General features: G+C 65.3%; 10 protein-coding genes. All 10 read left to right on the top strand.

Features of this window, described 5'->3' with window-relative positions; genetic code table 11:
• The first annotated feature begins 3 nt into the window (after positions 1 to 3).
• A complete protein-coding gene (locus tag PBR20603_RS23420; RefSeq protein ID WP_150561853.1) occupies positions 4 to 1,776 on the top strand; it encodes a DUF2341 domain-containing protein in 1,773 nt (590 codons plus the stop codon).
• 12 nt (positions 1,777 to 1,788) lie between these two features.
• Positions 1,789 to 2,199, top strand: coding sequence for an ExbD/TolR family protein (locus PBR20603_RS23415; protein WP_150561852.1), 411 nt, complete (start codon positions 1,789 to 1,791; stop codon positions 2,197 to 2,199).
• Positions 2,200 to 2,209: 10 nt separating this feature from the next.
• Complete coding sequence (locus PBR20603_RS23410; RefSeq protein ID WP_246174958.1) at positions 2,210 to 2,935, top strand: energy transducer TonB family protein; 726 nt, start codon at positions 2,210 to 2,212, stop codon at positions 2,933 to 2,935.
• A gap of 74 nt (positions 2,936 to 3,009) precedes the next feature.
• Positions 3,010 to 4,794, top strand: coding sequence for a putative porin (locus PBR20603_RS23405; RefSeq protein WP_246174957.1), 1,785 nt, complete (start codon positions 3,010 to 3,012; stop codon positions 4,792 to 4,794).
• Positions 4,795 to 4,804: 10 nt separating this feature from the next.
• Positions 4,805 to 5,563 (top strand): hypothetical protein, encoded by a 759-nt coding sequence (locus tag PBR20603_RS23400; RefSeq protein ID WP_174978043.1) that lies wholly within the window; start codon positions 4,805 to 4,807, stop codon positions 5,561 to 5,563.
• Between the two features lie 75 nt (positions 5,564 to 5,638).
• Positions 5,639 to 6,241, top strand: coding sequence for a YbjN domain-containing protein (locus PBR20603_RS23395; RefSeq protein WP_246174956.1), 603 nt, complete (start codon positions 5,639 to 5,641; stop codon positions 6,239 to 6,241).
• A gap of 383 nt (positions 6,242 to 6,624) precedes the next feature.
• Positions 6,625 to 7,338, top strand: a complete 714-nt coding sequence (locus PBR20603_RS23390; RefSeq protein WP_150561851.1) for an STN domain-containing protein — start codon at positions 6,625 to 6,627, stop codon at positions 7,336 to 7,338.
• On the top strand, positions 7,339 to 7,854 hold the full coding sequence (locus PBR20603_RS23385) for an RNA polymerase sigma factor (protein WP_150561850.1): 516 nt from the start codon (positions 7,339 to 7,341) through the stop codon (positions 7,852 to 7,854).
• Between the two features lie 76 nt (positions 7,855 to 7,930).
• Positions 7,931 to 8,947 carry a FecR family protein gene (locus PBR20603_RS23380; RefSeq protein ID WP_150561849.1) on the top strand — a complete coding sequence of 339 codons (1,017 nt, stop codon included), beginning with the start codon at positions 7,931 to 7,933 and terminating at the stop codon, positions 8,945 to 8,947.
• A 207-nt stretch (positions 8,948 to 9,154) separates the two neighbouring features.
• Positions 9,155 to 22,492 carry a filamentous haemagglutinin family protein gene (locus PBR20603_RS23375; RefSeq protein WP_174978042.1) on the top strand — a complete coding sequence of 4,446 codons (13,338 nt, stop codon included), beginning with the start codon at positions 9,155 to 9,157 and terminating at the stop codon, positions 22,490 to 22,492.
• Positions 22,493 to 22,604: the final 112 nt, after the last annotated feature.

The following is a 22,604-nucleotide window of genomic DNA, read 5'->3' as shown; positions in this document are numbered from 1 at the left end:
GCCATGCGACGCATTCTTCCATTCCTGCTTGCGCTGATCGGCACGCTGATGCCGGTGCTCGCGCACGCCTGGTGGCAACCGGATTGGGCGTACCGCAAGCCGATTACCATCGATGCCGGCCCGCAAGGCGGCAACATCACGGGCGACGCCGGCCGGGTGCCGATGCTGCTGCGCCTGCATACGGGCAACTTCAGTTTCGAAGGCGTGAATGAGACGGGGGCCGACCTGCGCTTCGTGGCCGCCGACGACAAGACCGTCCTCAATCACCAGATTGAACAGTTCGATCCGGTGCTGGGCATTGCGCTCGTGTGGGTCGACGTGCCCGCTGTCAGCGCAGGCACCAAGCAACAGGTCTGGATGTACTACGGCAATCGCAAGGCGCCCGCAGCCGGCAACGGTCAGCGAGTGTTCGATCCGGACTACACGGCCGTGTACCACTTCGGCGAATCGAACGTGCCCGCGCGTGACACGACCGCCTACGGCAACAACAGCCAGAATCCGGTCGTCACGCTCGACGGCGCGATCATCGGCAAGGGCATTCAGGCTGGCGCTTCGCCCGTCGTGCTGCCCGCCTCGCCGTCGCTCGCGCTGGCTGCCGGCAGCCCGTTCACGTTCTCGGCATGGGTGCGTCCGGAGAAGCTGGGCGCGAACGAGGCGATCTATGTGCGCCGCGATGGTGGCAGCGATCTCGTGATCGGTGTCGATCAAGGTGTGCCGTTCGTGCAAGTGGGCGCCCAGCGCAGCCAGCCGGGGCAACCGATTCAGGCGGGCCAATGGTCGCATCTGGCGGTCACGGCCGACGGTAAGTCGGTCACGCTCTACGTGGGCGGTCACGCGGCCACCACGCTCGCAGTCGCACTGCCTGCACTGAATTCGCCGACGGTCATCGGCGGTGATGTCGAGGGCGCCACCGGCGGCCTCGCTCGCTTCTCGGGGGCGGTGGACGAAGTGCGTTTGTCGAAGGTCGCCCGCAGCGCTGCACTGCTCCAGACGGATGCCGTCTCGCAGGGCGCCGAGTCGCGGCTGATTGCCTTTGGTCCGGATGAGCAACAAGCCGGCAAGAGCCACTTCGCCTTCATCCTCGCGGCCATGCCGGTCGACGCCTGGGTCGTGGTCTGTGTACTCGGTCTGATGGCGCTGGTGTCGTGGATCATCATGGTCACGAAGGGCCGTAGCTACGCCGCAAAGGCCCGTGCCAACAGCGCTTTCATGACGCAATTTCGTGAAGCCTCGGGCGCACCGCTCGACCAGATCGCGCGTACGAATCGCGTGCCGGACGACGTGCGCGACCAATCGCCGCTGTGGCGTCTGTATGAGGTCGCGCTTGGCGAACTGCATCGCCGTCACGAACTCGGCTACGACACGAACGCCGTCTCCGACGCGACCATCAGCGCCATTCGCGCGTCGATGGACGGTGCGATGGTGCGCGAAGTCGAAGACATGAGCAAACGCATGAACTGGCTCTCGACGTCCATCGAAGGGGCGCCGTATGTCGGTCTGTTCGGCACGGTGATCGGGATCATGCTGGTGTTCGTCGTGGCCGCCATGGCGGGCGCGGTGGACATCAACTCGGTGGCGCCGGGCATGGCCGCTGCGCTGCTGTGTACGGCCGCCGGTCTCGGCGTGGCGATTCCCGCACTGTTCGGTTACAACTGGCTGGTGTCGCGCTCGGATGCGCTCTCCGCCGACATGGCCGTGTTCGTCGACGAGTTCACGACCCGCCTCGCCGAAGAGCAGGGTGAAGGCCGCCGTCAGCCCGTGCTGCAACGCGCCTGACGAGGACGAATCATGGCAAACGCAACGCGATTCGCTGCGAAGAAGCGCGCGGGTGGCATCAACATCACGCCGTTCGTCGACGTGTTGCTGGTGGTGCTGGTGATCTTCATTCTCACGAGTAACGCCAGCATTCCCGGCATCAAGGTCGATCTTCCGAAGGCTAGCTCATCGGTGGCGCTCGAGAAACCGAAGACCAAGGCGATCACGGTCGACAACGCCGGTCAGGTGTTTCTCGATGCCTATCCGGTGACGCTCACCGAGCTTGAGGATCGCTTGCGCACGGAAAAGGCGGTCACGCCCGACTTCCCGGTGATCGTGCGCGGCGACGCGCAGGTGCAGTACGCGAAGGTCGTCGAAGTGCTCGACCTGCTGCGCCGGATCGATCTCAATCAGGTCGGCCTCGTGACCGGCAAGCCGCAGTAAGGAGCGCAGCGTGAAACCTCGCGATTTCGCGTCTCGCCCCGTGCGGCCCGCCGCCAAGCCGCCCAGTCCGGCGCTCGCGCTGCTGCGCCGGCGTGGCGGACTGATCGTCGGCGGCCTTGTCGTGCTCGGTCTGATCGCCCTTTTCTGGCACTTGCTAACGGACAAGGCCAGCATGCGCCGCGAGGTCAACACCCCGCCGATGCTCATGCTGCCGCCACCGCCGCCTCCGCCGCCGCCACAGGAGAAGCCGCCTGAGCCGCAGCCGGAGAAGATCAAGCCCGAAGTCGTCGAGCCGAAGCCGGCCGACCCCGTGGAGCCGCCGAAGGACGACACGCCGCCAAGCCCGACCAAGGATCTCGGCGACGCCGTGACGATCAATGGCGACGCCCAGGCAGGTACCGATGCGTTCGGCATCGGCGCAGGCCGCGGCGGCGGCATGACTGGCGGTGGCGGCGGGCTGGGCAGCCGTTCCTACAGCGCATGGCTGGCTAGTTCGCTGCAACAGGCGTTCGGGCGCGATCAGCGGACTCGCACGCTGGCATTCGACGACGTGCGCATCGATCTCTGGCTCGACGCCGACGGACGCGCCACGCGCGCCCAGATGGTACGGGGCACGGGTAACGCGGCCATCGACGACGCGGTGCTCGCCATGCTGCGCGACTTCCGTGCAGAAGAGAAGCCGCCGGCGTCGTTGCGCTATCCGCTGTCGATGAGCATCCGGGGGCGCCGGCCATGAAGCGCAACTCGACGCTCGTCACGCCGCAAGCGGCTGAAGCAGGACTTCCTTTTTACGCAAAAGTCACACACAAAATGAAAGCACTGGAACGTATGACCGGCGCGCTCGCACACCGACGCGCGCCACGCGCAGCGGGTACCGCAGGCGCCGTGGCGCTGGCGCTAGCGCTGATGGGGACCACGGGTCTGGCTCACGCGCAGGCGCAGCCTGCCCCGAAAGAGACCGCCATGGTCAAGCTGATCCGCGGCCTCATCAAGAGCGGCGCGATCGACAAGACCACCGGCGAAGCCTTGCTTGCCCAGGCAGAGACGGAAGCTTACGCGGCGTCGGCAGCGGCGCAAAAGGCGGCGGCTGCACCTGCGGTGGCCGCCGCCGCCGTGCCCGGTGCCGAGCCGGGCGACGTGCGCATTCCGTACATCTCGCAGACCACGCGCGATCAGATTCGCGACGAGGTGAAGAACGAAGTGATGGCGCAGGCCAAGACGGAAGGCTGGGCCGCGCCGAACGAAACACCGGAGTGGACCAAGCGTATTCATGTCGAAGGCGACTTCCGCCTGCGCAACGAGTCACGCTTCTACTCGAGCAGCAACACGAACACGCAGATCGATTGGGCGCAGATCAACAAGGGCAATGGTTTCGATGTCAACTCGAATACCAACCTGACGCTCCCGCCGCTGCTCAACACCACGCAGAACCGCACCAATCAGTTCCGCGCTCGTGCCCGCTTCGGCATCTTCGCCGACGTATCGGAGCAGGTGAAAGCGGGGGTGCGCCTGGCCAGCAGCAACGACGACAGCCCGGTCTCGACCAATTCCACGCTCGGTGGCGGCTTGAACAAGAAGAGCGTGTGGCTCGACCAGATGTGGATGTCGTACCAACCGTTCACCTGGATGAAGGTCACCGGCGGCCGCTTTGCGCCGCCATATGTCACCAGCGACATGCTGTTCTCGAGCGACCTGAACATCGACGGCATTGCCGCTCAGTTCAACAAGGTGCTGCCGCAGAACCCGAACGTCGAACTGTTCGGCTCGCTCGGTTTCATCCCGCTCGAGTACTCGGGCGACAACTCGCCGTCGAACAGCCAGAGCAAGATGTCGAGCCAGACCAAGTGGATGCTCGGCACGCAGTTCGGCGCGAACTGGAAGCTCGACTCGAAGAACAGCTTCCGCGGTACGGTCGGCTATTTCGATTTCCGCAACATCACGGGTCAACTGTCGTCGCCTTGCGCGCTTTACGCGGGCCAGACGAGCTGCGATTCGGACTGGTCGCGTCCGGCCTTTATGCAGAAGGGCAATACGCTCATGCTGCTGCGTAACATCGCCCTCAACCCGCTCGATCCGGCCAACACGGCACAGCCGCAGTATGTCGGCTATGCCTCCAAGTTCCAGTTGCTCGACCTGTCGGCGCGTTGGGACACCATGCTGGCCGGCCGTTACCCGCTGCGCTTCGATGTGAACTACATCCGCAACCTTGCCTACAACGAAAGCGAAATGTGGGCGCGCGCGAACGGCGGCATCGTGAGCAACTTCGGCGCGGGCGATGCGACGCGTGCCAACTTCAAGAGCGGCCCGAACGCATACATGTTCCAGGCCACCTTCGGCAAGCCGGTCATGGCCTCGCGTGGCGACTGGAACGTGCTGTTCGGTTACAAGCGTATCGAGCCGGATGCCGTGCCCGATGCCTACAACGACTCGACGTTCCACGGCGGCGGCACGAACGCGAAGGGCTACTACATCGGCGCTTCGTATGCCTTCGACAAGAATGCGTGGCTCTCGGGCCGCTGGCTGTCGACGAAGGAAGTCTATGGCGCGCCGTTGTCGATCGACACGCTGCAAATCGAAGTCAACGCGCGATTCTAAGGAGGTGGTCATGAGTCAACAGCCCCCGCGCGCGATGTCGCGTCTGGCCTCGGGTGTGGCCGCTGCGGTGCTGCTTGCCGTGGGCCCGGCCGTCTGGGCACAGGCGCCGCAGGGCGCGCCGAGCATGGAAGAGCGTCTGCGCACGCAACTGCGCAGCACGACGGAGCAGCTCCAGCAGGCGAAGAACGAACTCGCCGCGCTCAAGGCCGGTGGCGCGACGGCCGGCGCACCCGGCAAGGATTCGCCCGAAGCGCTGAAGAAGGCGCTCGACGAAGCGCAGCAGCAACTGGCCGCGGAGCGTCAGGCGCGCGAGCGTCTCTCGCAGGATGCACGGGCCTCGCAATCGGAAGTGAAGTCGGTGGCCGACAAGGCCAACGCACAGATTGCGCAGTACCGAAATGCCTATGACGAGTTGCTCAAGCTCGCCCGTCAGGCCGATGCGCAGCGCAAGCATCTGGCCGACGAGACGGCTGCACAGCGTGTCGCGCTCACGATGTGCAAGGAGAAGAACGACCGTCTGTACGCCGTCGGACAGGAGATTCTCACGGCCTACGAGACGATGGATGTGGCGACCGTAGTCGCGGCGCGTCAGCCGTTCGCCACTCAGGCTCGCGTGAAGTACGAACAAATCGCGCAGCAGTACGGCGACAAGCTCTACGAGGGCAAGTTCGATGAGCAGCAGGCCGCCGCCGCCATCGCCGCAAAGCCTGCCGAAACGGCAGCAGCAGCGGCGTCGGCACCGGCAGCGGCACCGGCAGCGTCGCAGTAACACCGCACGTGACGAGGTGCTTCGATGGCGCACCTCGTCCTGAATTCGCACAACGATAGTTCGAGGATCACTGGCATGAACGAAAAGCACACGATGCAACACGACAATCACGACGCCGAGCGAGCCGGTGCGCCGACGTCTCCGAGCGCCTCGTCGCCCGCAAACATCATCACGTTTGTCTCGGCCGCGCAGGTGGCCGACGCCATTCGTGCCGCTGGTTGCGCGGTGTCGGTGCAGCAGGACGATCTGGTCACACGTCTGCACAGCGCGAGTCATGGCATCGGTTATCAGGTGCACTGGGGAAATCAGGCCGGTGCCGACCAGTATCTCGATTTCACGCTGAGCTGCCCGCTTCGCGTGCAGGGCGGCGATCTGCCCGAAGGTCTCATCAACGAGTGGCACCGTTCGCGTCGCTTCGCCCGCGTGGCGGCGCACGGCGAGTTCCTCGTGTTGGAGATGGACGTCATCGTGGCGGGTGGCGTCTCCCCGGAATTCCTGAATTTCTCGATGCGTCTCTGGGTCGAGATGATGGGACAGTTCTTCCTGCATCTTCGCAACTTCACGCAGCAGGCGACCGGTCAGGCCGCCGGCGCCGAGGCGTCGAGCGAAGACATCGCTGCCGCACCGGGCGACACGCTCGCGAGCAGCGATGAGCAGGCACCGATGACGCTTAACTAAAGCGTCGCCGCGCGGCGCATCTTTGCGCATTTCTCGCCTGAGCCTCGGGAACCTCCCGCGCGCGGCTGTAGCACGTCCAGGTAGACGACTGGTTGGCCCGTAACCCGCCTGCACCCCGTGGGCGTGTTACGGGCGTTTTTCGTCATCTGTCCACTCAGTGCAAGTACGCAGGCGTCCGAACCACATCGTGAGACGATAAGCGGCACTGTCAAAGTATCGTCACAATCGATCACCAGAATTCTCAGGAATTCTTACAAATTATTTGTCGATACGCGGGGAAACGGCTCACGTCATGACGTGTTGCCGTGGGCTTTGCCTGCCGCAGAGGTCCCGGCACTTCCGACATCTCCGACCGTCTGCCATGCAAAGGCCAACTGCCCGACATGATCGCTATTGCCTGCTCTCCACGTTTGCGCTTCGCGGCTGCGAGCGTTCTGGCGGGCTGGTTGCTGTGCTGCATGCCGAGCGTGACGGTCGAAAGCGCATTCGCGGCTGCGCCACGGGCGCTGACGTTTGATCTCCCGGAGATGCCTTTGAAGGACGCGCTCGCCCGCTTCGATGCGCTCACGCATATGTCCGTTTTCTACCCCTCGTCGCTGGTAGAGGGGCGTCGCTCGCGTGCCGTCAGCGGAATGTACTCGCCGCGCGAAGCCCTTGACGAACTTCTCGAAGGTACGGGCGTGATGGCTGAGGCCACAGCGCAGAACGCGTTCGTTCTCGCGCCGTTGGGCGTTGCTCAGACACAAAGTGACGCGGCGCGCAGCATGGCGCGGGCAGCCAGCGATTACCACGCGCGTCTGCAGGGCAAGGTGTTACAGGCGCTGTGCGCGGCGCCGTCGCTCTCGCCGGGGGAGTATCGATTGGCGATGACGGTGCAAGTGGGGGCGAACGCACGGGTGGCGCAGGTCCGGCTGCTCGATTCGACGGGAGACAGCCGCCGCGACGCGGCCATCGCGCGTCGATTGCAGGGGCTCGACGTTGGCAGCGCGCCCATCGACGTGTCGCGTCCGTTCGTGCTGTTACTGGTGCCCGCCGAGTGCCGCGCGATTCAGCCCGAGTGCGAACGCTCGCCGTGTCAGGCGGCAAGGGAGCGATAGATGGTCGATACGCCCCGCGCCTTCCTGCGAGACTTGTTGACGCAGCGCTATGAGGATCTCAAACGCAAGCTGACCTGGCGTCTTGGGTCGGCCGAGCTCGCAAGCGATGCGTTACACGACACATGGGTGCATCTCGATGACCGGGCCGATCGCCAGAGCGACGTGAAGAGTCCGGGGGCGTATCTGATGCGCATCGCCATGAATATGGCGTTCGATCGCGTGCAGCGCGAACGCCGGTACATGAGCGACGACGAGATCGATGCGCTCATGACGGAATTCGTGGACCCGGCGCCCGGCCCCGCGCAGACGGTTGAAGCGCGCGATGAGATTGCGCTGCTCGAGCGCCTGCTCGCCACGATGCCGCCGCGTCGCCGCGCGATTTTCATCGCCGTGCGGGTGCATGAGATGTCCAATGAGGACGTGGCGCGCCGCTTCGGCGTGTCGCCCCGTCTGGTCGGCCTCGAACTCAAGCGCGCTCACGAGTATTGCGCGGCGCATATGCCGAGGTCCGAATGAGTGAAGGATTGCCGATGGCGTGCGGGAAAACCGTCTCATGGAGTGAGACCTTCCGTCTCATGCGAGAGGTGACGCCATGAGTTCGCGACCCGATGCCACGTTGCCGCCGAAGCGGCGTCTCGACGCCCTTGAGCGTCAGGCCATGACATGGGTGCGGCGCATGGCGTCCGGCGAGATGACACATGCCGATGGCGACGCGCTGCGCGAGTGGGCGCGGCGCGACCCGAGCCATGCGCAGGCATTGGCGAACGCGCGACGTCAGTGGCAGCAATTGACGCAAGCCGCCCATCAGAGCGCAGCCGCGAGCGCGGCATGCCCGGCCCCGGCAAGGCGGCCTGCACCTGAGCGAAGGGCCGAACGCGGTTTCGATCCGCGTCGTCGCTGGTGGCTGGCGGGCACCGCCGGGGCATTCGCAACGGCAGCAGGCGTCGCGGTGATCGGTGCGCCGCTTGGTCTGCTTCCGGGCGCCGCCGCGTTGCGCGCGGATTACCGCACCGGCACCGGGGAGCAGCGCACGGTGGCCATGGCCGGCAACGTGTCCGTCGAAATGAATACGCGCACGAGTCTGTCGTTGCAAACGGGCCGCGCACCGGGCATCGATTTGCTTGACGGCGAAGCGGCAGTCGACACGACGCGAGCGGCGACACCCTTCGAAATCGTCGCCGGGGCGGGCCGCACGATTGCGCACCGCGCTCGTGTGGAAGTGCGCAACGTCGCGCAGAAAGTATGCGTGACCTGTATCGATGGGGTCGCCGACGTCGTACATACGGCAGGGCGCGTGCAATTGCACGCGCGTCAGCAACTGGTCTACGACGAGCGCGCCTTGCAATCGCTCGTGAACGTTGGCGACGGCGAGATGCCGGCATGGCGCGACGGCTATCTGCGTTTTGCCGAAGTCCCGCTCGGCGATGTGATCGACGAAATCAACCGCTATCGCCCCGGCAAAGTGGTGTTGATGAACGACGGGCTTGCGGCGCGTCCGGTCACGGGACGCTTCGCGATTCGCTCGCTCGACGTGGCGCTCGGCCAGATCGAGCACTCACTGCAACTTTCCGCACACACATTGCCGGGCGGCATCGTCTTGCTCGGATGAGCGCGTGCGTTGTACTTCGTGACGGCTGGACCGTGTCACGAAAGATTCAAATAAATCCTTGCCGATTGGCCCGCGCCGAACGGTCTTAGTCCCGAGAGCGTCAAGCGTTCGCATCGCTTGAACGAAAACCTGCCATGGCCGTCGCTGGCGTTGTCGCGAGACAACGTCCCACGGCCGCACGAGACGCCAGACGGGATTGAGATGACCATGCACAAGCGCGTAGCTTCCGTAACCACTCACACGCGTGCCAGCGCGCGCCTGCCGCGCATCCGGCCGCTAGCGCAGGCCGTGGCCGTATTCGCTGCCAGCAGCGCCATGATCGGCGCAGCGCATGCGCAGCAGGCCTTCAGCAACGCGTGGTTTGCTGCACGCGGTGCGGCGCAATCCACCGCCACGCAGACGGGCCGCCTGCCGAACGGCATGCCGGTGTCGTCGTTGCAGAATCCGGGCGAACAGCAGCAGCGCGCCGCGCAGGCGGTACAGAATTCGATCGCCAATCTGGCCACCGCTGCGCAGGGCATCGCGGCGATGCAGGCTGCGCAGAATGCCGCACGTCAGATGGCAGCGGCGGCACCCGAGACGATTCCGGATGGTCTGGCAGAAGGGGGGCTGAAGGTCGATACCCATAGCCTCACTGCCGGCTGGATCAATGCGAACAAGAAGATCGCTCAGGATCGCGACGCTGCGGGCAACACCAAGGTGTCCATCGAGCAAACGGGCGAGAAGGCGATTCTGAACTGGGAGACGTTCAACGTCGGCCGCCGCACGACAGTCGAGTTCGTGCAGCAGCCGGGCTGGGCCGTGCTCAACCGTGTGAACGACCCGCAGGCGCGCCCGAGTCAGATTCAGGGGCAGATCAAGGCCGACGGCACGGTGATGATCGTCAACCGCAACGGCATCCAGTTCTCGGGGACAGCGCAGGTCGACACGCGTAACCTCGTGGCGGCAGCCGTTGGCATGACGAACGATCAGTTCAATCGCGGCATCTACGGCGCCGCCGTTTCCGGCGCTACCGTGCCAACGTTCGCCAACGATCTTCAGGTCAACGGATCGAGCATCTCACACACCGGGGCGACGGCCGATGTGAGCGTGGATGCGGGCGCACGCATCAACACGCGACGTCCGCAGTCGGTGACCGAGGGCGGTGGCTACGTGTTGCTGCTCGGGCGCGAAGCGCACAATCGCGGCACTATCGTCACGCCTTCGGGGCAGACCGTCATCGCGGGGGGCGATGCGTTCGTGATTCGACGCGGTGTCGGTACCGACGGCAATCTGAATTCGAGTACGCGTGGCAACGAAGTCGAACCTAAGCTGCTGCCCGGGTCGAGCGCGGGGCGTGTGAGTAACAGCGGTCTGATTCAGGCGGAGCTTGGTGACATCACGCTCGCCGCACGTCAGATCGAGCAAAGCGGCGTGCTTGTCTCCAGCACGTCGGTCAACACGCGCGGCACGATCCACGTGACCGCCAGCGGCGATACGAACGCCCTGGTACGCATTGCCCCCGGCGCGCTCAATGCCATCGTGCTCGATACATCGGGTGATACCGCGCTCGATGCGCAACGCACGACGCTGTTGGCCGATGCGGCCAAAGCGGCGGAATCCGGGTTGTACAACCGGCGGGATCAGTCGCTCGTCCAGATCGCGTCTTCTGGCGACGTGCTGTTCGACAGCGACTCCCTCACGCTTGCCACGGGCGGGCAGATCAATGTGCTGGCCACGCGTCGCGCGATGGCGATGGAGCGCGCGAAGCTCGACGTCTCCGGCGCAGTGGGCGTGCAGGTGGCGATGTCGGCAAACAATCTCGAAGTCAGCGTGCAGGGTAATGAGCAGCGCGACGCCCCGGGCAATCGCGACACGCACTTGCTCAATAATCTGACCGTCTACATCGACCGGCGTTATTTGGTGCGCGTACCGGCGGGCACGCAGGGTTACACCACCGATCGCTGGTACACGCAAGGCGGTCTGCTGGAAGTGAGCGGGTATCTGAATACGGCGTCGCACGGTATTGGCGAATGGGCGGCGCAAGGCGGGACGGTGCAACTGGGCGGTGCGGAAGTGGTCACGCGCCCTGGCTCGCTTATCAATCTGGCAGGCGGCACGCTCGATGTGCAGACCGGCATGATCCGGCAGAGCTGGCTGCGGGGTGCGGACGGTCAGTTGTACCGGGTCGACAACGCGCCGGGCGACGTGCGGTACCTTGGCGTGTATCGCGGGTTCGAAGCCGAACACGCCCGCTGGGGGAAGACCACCACCGAGACATATGCCACGCCGTTCATCGCACCGGGCCAGCGGCTGGAGAACGGTTACACGGTCGGGCGCGATGCCGGGCGTCTGGTCGTATCGAGTCTGTCGGCGGTGCTCGAAGGCGACGTCGATACGTCCGTCTATCAGGGCCCGCGCCAGACGCAGGCCGCTGATCGCACGCTTTACGACGGATATCTGCAATCGCAGCTCGCTGCCCCTCGCGCCGGCCAGTTGATCGTCGGCAGGCTCACCCCGTACTACGACGACACCACGCTCTCGCTGCGCGACAGCCCTTCGGCCATCGCACGTACCATCGATGTCGGTGACGTTCAGGCACTGGCAGCGGCCATTGCGCAGGGAACGCCCCTCGACCCGCAGCGGGCCGGGAAGATCTCGCTCGACGCTGACTGGCTCAACCGTCAGCAGTTCGGCGGCGTGAAGCTGCTGGCGACCGACGAGGTAACGGTCTCGCGCGACATTCGTGTGGCGGACGGTGGCGACGTCGGGCTGCATGCGACGCGAGTGAACATCGACGCGAACGTCACGGCTCGCGGCGGTTCGATTACGGCAGGTAACGTCTTGCAGCGTGTGCTCGACGCGACGACCAGCGGCACATGGCTCGACGTGCCTTTGATCGACCCGGCGCTCGTGGCGGGCGGCCAGCATGTCTCGGTGGCGAACGGTGTGACGCTCGACGCGCGCGGCGTATGGAGCCGGGCAGACGACGGTGAAGCCGGGATCCACGGCATGCCCTACCTCAACGGCGGTAACGTGGTGCTGTCGACGACCGGGGACGTGCGGTTGCAGCCGGGGAGCGCCATCGACGTCTCGTCCGGCGCTGTGCTGCTCTCGGGCGGGACGGTGCGCGGCGGTAAGGGCGGTAATGTCTCCTTGCTGGCCAGCCAATACGATACGAACGGCAAACGCGCGGGCGAACTGCATATCGACGGTGAACTTCGCGGTTACGGTGTGAGCGGTGGCGGGACGCTGAAGCTCGACACCGGCAACGGTGTCGTGATTGGCGCACCGGCCCTCGCCAGGGAAGGCTGGCTCCGCGCTGGCGAGTCGATGCCGTTCGGCGTGATGCTGATGCAGGACTACACCATCAAGGCGAATACGCCGCAAGCGTCAGATGTGACGTTGACGAAAGGCTCGATCCTTCCGGCCGGCACGGTGGTCGCCGAGCCGGTGCGAATTGCGTCGCCGACATCGCTCGGCACGTCGCTTTTCTCGACCGGCTTCGCTCGCTACGATGTGACGGGCCAGCTTGGCGTGGCGGTAGCGGATAACGCCCGCCTCGGCGTCACCATGCCGGTGCTGAACGTCGACAGGCAAGCCGCGCTCGACACCGCGAGCGGCGGCGACCCGTCCCGCGTACTGTCCAAGCTTCTGCCGCCGGTCTGGCAAAGCGACGCGGCCAAGGGCACGATCACGCAGCGCGGCGGGGCCGATCTTGCGCTGTCCGCTGGTTCGCCGGTAAAGCGCGCGCAATTGCTTGTGGGCGAGGCGGCACAGATTGAAGTCGACCCCGGACGCAGCATCACGCTCACGGGCAATGAGCAATTGACCTTGCTCGGCACGTTACGCGCGCCATCCGGTACCGTGAGTCTGTTGCCCGGCGCGTTTGGCGTAGGCGATGCGCTGGGCAGACCCGAGGGCACCTTCACGCCGACATCCATTTGGTTGGGCGGAAACTCGGTGATCGACGTTGCGGCGCGCCCGGTCGTGGCAACGGACGCCTCGGGCGCCATTTCCGGCAAGGTCGCCGCTGGCGGCACTATCCAGATCGGCGCGAAGTATGTGGCCGGGGCGACGCAAGTCGAAGCGGCCGACGCGTTCGTGATCGTGCGCCCCGGCGCACGGCTCGATGCGTCGGGCACGGCTGCTGACATCGATGTGCCGGGGCAGGGACGCACGCACGTGGCCAGCGCCGGCGGGGTCATCTCGCTGGCGTCGGCACGCGGCCTCTATCTCGACGGCGACATGAAGGCGGCGTCCGGTGGCGCAGGCGCCGCAGGCGGCACGCTGAACGTGGTCCTGGAGACGCTCGCGTACGGTCTGGTCGATCGCACTACGCTGCGCGGCAATAGTGTGGATGACTCAGTGCGTGTCGCGCACGAGATGGTCGTCGCGCAGACGCAGGGCGGTAGCACCCTCGCGGATACGCTGCGTCCCGGTTCGCTCGGTGGCGGACTGACGCTGGGCAGCGCACGCGTCGGTGTGGATCGCGTGACGGCCGGCGGTTTCGATAATCTCTCGCTACTCGCTAACGGGATGATGGATTTCGACGGAAACGTCAATCTGTCGCTCGGCCAGAGCCTGCGCCTCGCCGCGAGTTCATTTGGCTTGGCGGCGAACGCGGCACCGGGCGCACAGGTCAGGCTTGCGGCGCCCTACGTGCGGCTTGCCGGCCCGACGCGCCAGCAAACCGATAACTTCCTGATGCCCAACGCGGTGAGTGGTTCGAAGAACGGCGGACAGGGCGCAGGGATGCTCGGGGTGCCGCTGCTTGCCGACCAGGCGAAGTTCGAGATCGACGGCGCGCTCATTGACGTGTCGGGCCGGATGCAGTTCGGCACGGCGGGGACTATCGAAACCAACGCAGGAACTCCGGTCAGCGTCTTGCGTAATGCTTTCGGCAACGTCGCGTTGCGCAGTACCGGCGACCTTCGTTTGCTCGACAAGACCGAGGTCTATTCGCCTGGCGACATGACGTTGGCCGCGGTGCAGATCTATCCCGCACAGAACGCGATCGCGAAGATTATCGTGGGGCAGCGCAGCTATCCGAGTGACTGCTGTGTGCGCCAGACCATGATCGATCCCGAGCGCGTACTGACCATCGAGCGTGTCGGCGACACCTTGGCGATGCAGCCATACTCACTGTTCGGCAGTCTCACGCTCAATGCCGGCCAGATCCGTCAGGGTGGCGTGTTGCGCGCCCCGATGGGGAGCATCACGTTCGGGTCCGTGATGGATACGGAAGCCAACGGAGTGCTTCACTTGTTGCCGGGTAGCGTGACATCGGTGAGTGCGAACGGACTCGTGATGCCTTATGGCGGGTCGCTCGACGGACTGAGTTATCTCAATGCCGCCGCCGACGCGCCATACTCGCTTGCCGGCGGTGGACCGTCGGTCGTCGTATACAGCCATGCGCTGGGCGTGGACCCAGGCGCCGTCATCGACCTGTCGGGCGGTGGCGATATTCGCGGTGCGGCGTTCCTCACCGGGCGTGGGGGGTCCACCGATGCGCGTCTTGCGCCGCTCATGCAGGTGGTGCAGACCGGCACAAAGGGAAGTTTCCGTCTGCCGTCTCTCTCATCCAATCCGGTGTACGCCATCGTGCCGGGTGCGCAGCCGGCCTACGCCCCGGTGGTGACCGAGAACGGCGCGGGCGCGCCCCTCATTGGGCAGCAGATCACCATCGGCGCCGGGGTGCCGGGATTGCCGGCAGGCACTTACACGCTGCTGCCGTCGACGTTCGCATTGCTGCCCGGCGCGTATCGCGTGGAGTTGCAGACGCAGTCCGTCGCCCAGGCAGGCCTCGCACCGGTCGCGATGCGCAATGGGTCGCTCACGCTCCCGGCACAATTGAGCGTGAGCAACACCGGCATTCGCAATGCCACGCCAACGCAGGCCGTTCTTACGTCAGCAGATGTGCTGCGCACCTACTCGCAGTACAACGAGATGAGCTACGCGGATTTCGCTCGCGCCACGAGTGAGCGCGTCGGCACACCGCGTGCGCTGATCGAGGCGGACGCCAAGCGTCTCGATCTCTATTTCCTGCCGGATACCTACCGGGGCAAAGTCGGCGATGCGCCAGCGTTGCGCTTTCAGGGCACGGCGAACGTTGCGCCGGCCAAGGGGGGCTATGGCGCAAGCCTGCTGGTAACGTCGCCGTTCAGCGGCAACTTTGAGATTCTCGGTGCGGGCGCGGCGCCCCGGCAAGGCGACCGGTCGCTTGTTTCGCTCAGGGCGGACGATCTGAACGCGATCGGCGCCGCGCGCATCGGGATTGGCGGGCTGCCCGTGGTCTCTGCGGATTTCACCGGGTCGATTCTCAGCGCGACGACGGCCGGGTTCATAGGCAACGCGTACAACGTTGTGCTGCGCGGTGGCGCGACGCTGCGCGCGAGCGAAGTGTTCATCGTGACGACCTCGACAACCCGGGGCATCACCATCGAGCAGGGCAGTGGCATCAATACACTCGGCTATGGCATGCCGATGTGGGATTCCACGCTGGGTTACACCTACGCGCCTGGGGGGGCGGGGGTGCTGGCGGTGTCGAATGGCCGGCTCTCGATGCTGTCGCCGACGCCGACCGGCGCACAGGATTCGTTCGGCGCTGGCTACATCGACCTGGGCGTTTGCGCGGCGGGCGTGACATGCGCAGGAGAAACGCTGTTGCTTTCCGAAGGCTCGATTGCGGTGGCGACCGACAAGCGGTTCACGATTACCGATGCGGTGCGCTACGGCACGCGCCAGCTATCGCTCTCTGTCGGCCGGGTCAATGTCGGCGAGCAGGCGTCGCTCGATACGCTCGCCGCATCCGGACGTCTGGCAGAAGGGCTCACGCTCAATCAAACGGTGCTGTCGCGACTGATGCGTGGCGACAAGGTCTATGGCACGCCTGCGCTGGAAAGCCTGTCGCTCATCGCACGCGACTCGATCAACTTCTATGATTCCGTCGAGCTTTCCACCATCGACGCGGCGACTGGTAAATCGACCATCGACGTACTCGTGCTGGGCACGCCGGCAATCTTCGGATACGGCGCGAGCGATGCGCTCGCGCGTATTCGCACCGACCGGCTCGTGTGGACCGGCTCGAAGTCGCCTGCGGGCGCTATCGTCGCGGGCGGGGCGGGCACTGGCAGCGGACGCTTGTCCATCGACGCGCGGGAGATCGAATTCGGCTTCGGCCCGGCCACGCAGCGCGACGTGAATCACGATATGAACCGCGTGACCGTCGGCTTTTCGACGGTGGAACTCAATGCCGGCGAACGCGTCACCGCCAACCAGAAGGGCGGTCTGTCCGTTTATCGTTCACAGAACGGGTGGAACGATCAGAAGCAGGATTTCGATTACAGCGGCGGTGACATCGTTATCGATACGCCACTGCTTACCGGTGCCGCGGGGTCGGTGAACCGTTTCGTCGCGGGCGGCAATGTGTCGGTGACGAACGCGAGTGCTCGCGCGAAGCCCTTGATCGACAACGGCAAGCTCGTGGCCGCGTTGGGTGCCGAGGTCGCGCTCAGCGCGGGCGGGGCGGCCAGCATCGACACGAATGTCGTGCTGCCGAGTGGCCGTTTGACCGTTGCCGCTCAGGGAGATGTGACGCTGGGTGACGGTGCGCAACTCGATCTGGCCGGACGCAAGCTCGATTTCTTCGATGCCAGCAAATACAGCTGGGGCGGCGATGTGGTCGTGTCCAGCGCCAACGGCAATGTGCGCCAGACCGCCGGGTCGCGCGTCGATCTGTCGGCGCTGGAAAACCGGGCCGGCAAGCTCACGATTGCGGCGCTGTCACCGACGAGTGGCGTCGTGTCGCTGGTGGGCAAGGTGCTTGGCAGTGCCAGCGGCCGCTACGATGCGGGCGGCACGTTTGTGCCGTTCGCGGCGGGAGGCGTCGATATCCGAGCCCAGCGCATCGAGGATTTCGGCGCGCTCAATGCGCGTCTGACCGAGGGCGGCGTGTTCGGCAGCCGCAGCTTTCAGATCAAGCAGGGCAATCTCGTCGTTGGCGACGAACTCAAGGCGCGCGAGATCACGCTGTCGATCGACGGCGGGCGTCTCGATGTGCTCGGTCGTGTCGACGCGAGCGGCGCACAAGCCGGCACGATTCGTCTGTCGGCACGCGATGGGGTGATGGTCGGCGGCAACGCGGTGCTCGACGCGCACAGCACGACGCTGCGTCTGGACAGTTACGGACAGCCCATCGAAGCTTCCAACCGTGCGGTCATCGAGATTAACGGCAATCAGGGGCGAGTGGTGCTGGCCGACGGTGCTCGGCTCGATGTGCGCGCCGGGACGAATGACACGAAGGGCGCGCCGCTCTCGGTGGGCACGGTCGAGATCAGTGCCAAACGTCTGGGCGGTGCGAACGAAGCGGTGGGCAACGACATCGCCATCGACGCGGGCGGCAATGTGGTGATCGACGGTGCGCGCTCGATCACCGTCAACGGGATGTACCGCGACACGCAGGCACCGGCGGGCACGGACGCGAGCGTCGACGGCCGTCCGTATCAGATCATCAATGAGGGGTACCTCGATACGCTCCACGGGCAGAACGAGACGTTCATGACGAACGCGCTGGCCAACAGCGCGCTGCTGGCGCGCCTGGCCGGACTTCGCCGCTACACCGATGCCTTCCACTTGCGCCCCGGCGTCGAGATCGTCAGCGCGACGCCCAACGGCGATATTCACCTGGACGGCGACATCGACATGTCGCGCTATCGCTACGCCAGCCTGAATCCGAACACGCAGAAGACCGGTGTTTGGGGCAGCGGCGAAGCGGGGGCGCTGACGATTCGCGCCGGGGGCAATCTGAACGTCTTCGGCAGTCTGACCGACGGGTTCGATACCAGCAAGCTCACGCCCGGCGCAGACAATAAGGGATGGGTGCTCACTAGCGGAACCGCAGGGTGGGGCGGCGATGCCGTGGTGCCGGTGGGCGGGTTGGTGACGCTCGCGGCTGGCACGGAGTTCCCGGCCGGTCGCAAGCTCAACTACGACGTTCAGGTGGCAGCGACGAAGTTGCCTGCCGGCACGCGTCTGCCCGCGCGCGCCACGCTTAGTGCCGATCTGACGCTGCCTGCCGGCACGGTTCTCGGGGCTGCCGTGCGCGATGCGGCAGGCAACGTGGTGTACCCGGCGGGTACGGCGCTGACCTCGGCGCTGACCTTGGGCTCCGGCATGCAGATCGATGCGGGCATGTTGTTGCCTACGGACACGTCTGTGGCCGCCATGCGGTGGCCCGCCGGCGCCGTGATGCCGGGGAACCTCAAGCTCGCCGTCGATGTGTTGTTGCGCAAGGGCGCGATCATTCCGGCCGAGACCGACGTCAAGCTGCCCGGAGGCGTTCTGTCAGTCAACGTGCGCCCGGCCGATGCCGACGGCAATCAGGGGCAGCTTCATGCGATTGCACCGATGCTTCAGGCGGGCTCGGCATCGTGGTCGCTGCGGCTTGTCGCCGGCGCCGACACGTCGGCCGCCGATCCGCGTGCGCTCCAGCCGTTGGGGGCCGATGGTCATCTGGTGCTCGCCGACACCCATTACGGCATGGGCATAAGCAGTGTGCTCAAGCCGGGGACCGGCACGCTCGGCGTGTATCGCTGGGGCCCGGATGCGGCTGAGCTGGGCGCCGTCGAGGGGGAGATCGTGACCCCGGAGGAGCTGATTAGCTGGGGCATCTCTACGACCGCGGACATCGATATGTGGAACGGGTACTACGATGCGTTCCGACTCGTGACGCCCGGCATCCCCGCCGAGTACGACATGAAGACGCAGGCCGCTCGCGAACCGGTCTTCAGCGTGGTGCGCACCGGCACGGGCGATCTCGACATGCTCGCGGCGGGCAACTTCACGATGAGTTCGCCGTTTGGCGTCTACACGGCGGGGACGCAGGCGCGTGACGTGACGAGCGCCTATAACCTCGCACGGGCCACGCTCAAGAACACCTCCGTGCTGGGGACGCAAGGGGCGGCTTTCGAGCAATACGTCAGCGGTACGCAGAGCCTTTACAGCGCGTGGTATCCGGAGCATGGCGGCAATCTGTTCGTGCGCGCTCAGGGTGATATTCGTGGCGACACCGTCGGTACGCGCGACGGGTATCAACGTCCGACAAGCTTCGGTGTGCCGCGAGCCGTTCCGGATGCCGGCAATGTGGGCAATTGGCTGTGGCGGCAGGGATCGGGCTCCGCGATTGCGCAGGGTGGTGTGCCGAGCGCCTGGTGGGTCAACTTCGGGACGTATGTGACCGGAAAGGAAAGCGGTTACGCAGCATACGAGATGACGCCGTTCCTGGTGGGCTTTACCGGACTGGGCACGCTTGGCGGCGGCAATGTGGTACTCGAAGCCGGCGCGAACGCGGGCATGCTGGAGTCTCGCATGGGGGCGGGCAATACCTTCGGCCCGAGCGCGCTTGCTCGCAGCGAGGGCCTGAATGTTACGGTGGGTAGCACCGGCCGGGTGTCGGCCGACGGCTCGCAGATTCAATTGACGGGCGGTGGCGATCTCGACGTGCGAATCGGCGGTGGTCTGAATCCGGTGCGAGAAGTTCGGGCGATCACGCAGCCCGGTGGCGCGATCAAAGACTCGGCGGAATGGCGCAACGGCAATCTTGGGCTGAACGGCACGTTCACGAACCTGCGCGGTGCTACACGTATCGAAGCGGGAGCGCTGGGCGGCGTCGACGAGCTGTTCGGCACGCCGGACTTGCGCGAGACCCGGGCACGCGATGTCTTCACGCCCCAGGTCGGCATGGCGACCGGGGGGCCCACGCTGGTGCTTGGCGACTCGACGGTCCGCATCGACACCCGTGGCGATCTGGTGATTGGCGGTTATGGCGATGCAACGCGCGCCCAACAACGGACCAACGGCACGCCGTTCACGGTGGCGGGCGTCAACTATAGCGGCGAAGGATTTAGTTGGTTCACACTGTGGACGCCCTCGACCGCCATCGATCTGTTCAGTGCCGGCGGAAATCTCGCACCGCTGAGCGCGATGGCCGACCCGCGAGACGGCGCGAACTACGCGTCGACCGATGGCCGTTTCGTACTGCCGGCCACACTGCGCGCGGTCGCTGCGAGCGGCAACATTTACAACGGCTTTTCCGCAACACGACTGCTCGACGCGGAGTCGAAGCAGACGATCGGCGACACGCCGGCGTTGCTGGCACCGGAGCCCGTCAGTTCGTTGTTCAAGGCGGCTCCCGACGGTGGCGCGCTCGAGATGATTGCCGGCCAATCCCTGTTCGGATCCGGATTCCCGATCAGCCGTTCCGCTGCCGATCCCACGGCGCTACCCACGCCGCAAAACCCCGCCTTCATGGGGGGCACGCGCAACGCATGGTTCGGTCGCGCTTATCTCACGAACGTGCGGCAAGACGCCATCGCACCGTCGCTCCTGTTCTATTACAGCGTGGATTCCGCGACACGGTTCCCGATGTTCAGTCTGACCCCGGCGACCGTGTCCGGCTACGACTTCACCGGTATCGCTCCGGCGCGTTTCTATGCGCTCACGGGAGATATCGTCGGTCTGCAAACGGGCGGCATTGACTATCGCGGCAGCATACTGCCCGCCGCCGGCACGCAGCCGACCTGGTACGAGGGCAACGGCGCCGTAGCGATTCGGGCCGGGCGAGACATTGTTAACTCGGGAACCCCGCTTGGCACATATCTGAGCACCAAAGCTAACTTCGCCGGTTGGACCACCACGCCTGACTTCAACGATCCGGTCAACAATCCGGGACGCCCGATGGCGGTTGCGTCGACGACGATGCGCGGCAACCTGATCGTGCAGAACTCGGCGGACGATGTCTCCGTGGTGTCTGCCGGGCGGGACATTCTGTACAGCACGTTCTACGTGGCAGGTCCGGGCTTGCTGGAAGTCACGGCGGGGCGCAATGTCTTCATGGGCGACAAGGCCGAGTTGCGCAGTCTTGGCGCGCTTGCCAACGTCAAGCCGGGCGACCGCAGCAATGGTGCCGGGATTGCGGTGGCGGCGGGCGTCGGGCCGAGAGGGCTTGACGGCATTGACTTCAAGGCATTCGCCGCCCGGTATCTCGATGCAGCGAATCTGGCTGACGGTGGACGGCCGTTCGCCGATCAGCCGGGCAAGGCGGTCGTTGTGTACGGCGGAGAACTCACGCTTTCCGGATGGTTGAGTCGGGAGTTCGGTTATAGCGGTAATGCGGCAGGCGCCGATGCGTTCCTCGTCACCAAGCAGGCGGAGCTCGACGCGGCGAGTAAGGCTACCGGCAGCGCAGGCGGCGTCGCCAAACGGGATCTGCGCAATGAATTCGCGCAGCAGAGCCAACTTTATCTGGTGAATTGGCTCGCGACACGCTTCGGTGGCCGCAACGGACTGGGGCTGCATTTCGACGCGACGTCAATGGATGCGCGTCAGTTCTTCGACGCCTTGCCGCCGGAGCAGCAGCGCGCGTATCTGCGCGATGTGTACTTCGCGGAGCTGCGCGCATCGGGGCGCGAGTACAACGATGCTGGCGGTCCGCGCGCGGGTAGCTATCTGCGGGGGCGAGAGGCCATCGCTACGCTCTTCCCGTTGCAGGATGAGCGTGGTGCGTCGCGCCAATACGACGGCAGTCTCACGATGTACAGCAGCGCGCTCTACTACCTGGAAAACCTTAACCGCCAGTGGACCACGCGTCCGGTGCCCGGCGTGCAGTATCTGACGCAAGCGCAGTGGATCGCGCGGGGCAGCCCTCAGTACTTTGTTCCTCACTATGAAGTGCAGGATGCCGGCATCCACACCGACTTCGGTGGCGGGGTGAGCATCATGACGCCAGGCGGACGCACGCTCGTCGGCGTGGACGGTGGTTTTGTGCCGGGCGAAGGCTCCGGTGTGCTCACGCAGGGACAAGGCAACATCGATATGTATTCGCGTGACAGCATCCTGCTCGGTCAGAGCCGTGTGTTCACAACGTTCGGCGGCAATATTCTCGCGTGGTCGGCGCAAGGCGATATCAACGCGGGTCGCGGGTCGAAGTCGACGGTGGTCTACACGCCGCAGCGTCGCGTCTATAACGACCTCGGGCTGGTCGCGCTCTCGCCGACAACGCCGAACACCGGTGCCGGCCTGGCCACGTTGAATCCGATTCCGGAGATTCCGCCGGGCGACATTGATCTGATTGCGCCGCTCGGCACAATCGACGCAGGCGAGGCTGGGATTCGCGTGTCCGGCAACGTGAACATTGCGGCACTGAGGGTGATGAACGCCGAGAACATTCAGGTGCAGGGCAAGTCCGTCGGCATTCCGACCATCGCGGCCGTGAATGTGGGTGCGCTGACGAATGCCAGTGCCACGGCAGCGCAGGCGGCGGCGGCAGCACAAGATGCGGTGGCTCGTGATCGGGCGTCTTCGCGGCAGAACCAGCCGTCGATCTTCTCGGTGCGCATGCTCGATGCGGGAACGTCGGGCGACGCGACTGGAAAGCCGCGTGCGGACGGCGGGCAGATGTTCCGCTACGATCCGGCGTCGCCCGTGCAGGTACTTGGGCAGATGAACCTGAGTGAGGCGCAGTTGCAGGCGCTCACGCCCACGGAGCGGAAGAACCTGATGCGTTGAGGCGTCCAGGCGTCTAGGCGTTGAAGCGGTGAAGAGGTGAAGAGGTGAAGAGGTGAAGAGGTGAAGAGGTGAAGAGGTGAAGAGGTGAAGAGGTGAAGAGGTGAAGAGGTGA

It is taken from the genome of Pandoraea bronchicola, assembly GCF_902459805.1.
Classification (GTDB): Bacteria; Pseudomonadota; Gammaproteobacteria; order Burkholderiales; family Burkholderiaceae; genus Pandoraea; species Pandoraea bronchicola.
This window is presented reverse-complemented; position numbering and strand designations above follow the sequence as displayed.